This window comes from Vibrio sp. 1978 (genome assembly GCF_033344345.1).
In genome coordinates, this window is record NZ_JAWPOP010000224.1 from 1 (window position 1) to 910 (window position 910).

Here is a 910-nt window from a genome sequence, read left to right on the forward strand (position 1 = left end):
AGGCTTTGTTGCTTAATTCGATGAGAAGACATGGTAGCCCCATGTTGTTCAGTTCTTAAACAACATACTGAGTTTCAGGCATACCTAGCCCTGTAAGCTTGTTCAGCGCTTTGATCATAGCGTAAGTCTCACCAACTTGAGCGTTGTAGTCCCTCAGGCTTAATTTCCCACCTAACAACTGTTTTACCCGATACATTGCTGTCTCTGAGAGCGAGCGCTTATGATAACCATACCGCTTTTTCCATTTCTTGTTAGAGCCGTAGAGCTTCTGGCAACCCACTGCTAAGTTGCGAGGATGTCCTCGTTCCCAGAAGGCTGCCCCTTCTCGTGGCGGAATGAGCGGAACAGCTCGCTTGAGCCGTATGGCATCATGGCAATTCCTTGTGTCATAAGCACCATCGCCTGATATCTCAATGATTTTACGGCGTGTCTGCTTAAGCAAGTTGGGAAGTACTTCGGCATCGGTTACGTTAGATAAGCTCAGCTCTGCTGCGACTATTTCGTGGGTGCTAGTATCTACTGCGATATGCAGCTTACTCCAAACCCTACGCTTCCCGTCAGTACCATGCTTCTTGACCTTCCATTCGCCTTCGCCATAAACCTTGAGGCCAGTGGCATCAATGGCTAGGTGTTGTATCGCACCTCTGGTTTTAGTTTTAAATGAAACCTCAACTTCCTTAGCTCGACGGCTTATACAGGTGTAGTGGGGACAAACTAGCGGGATGTTAGCCAGCTTAAATACCGAGTCTAGAAATCCTTGCAGTGCTCTCAACGGCATAGAGAATATGCGTTTCACCATCAGTGCAGTAGTAATGGCTAAGTCGCTGAATTGGCGAGGTCTGCCGCGCTTGCCTTGTTTGTTTTGCTTCCACTCGGCTATCGCTTCCTCATCAATCCAAAAGGTCAGAGA

General features: G+C 47.9%; 1 protein-coding gene. It reads right to left on the bottom strand.

The genetic code is table 11. The features are described 5' to 3' along the window. Nucleotides 1–55: 55 nt before the first annotated feature. Nucleotides 56–910, bottom strand: an 855-nt coding sequence (locus R8N49_RS25690) for an IS5 family transposase (protein WP_318190280.1), incomplete at its 5' end; no start/stop codon positions are given.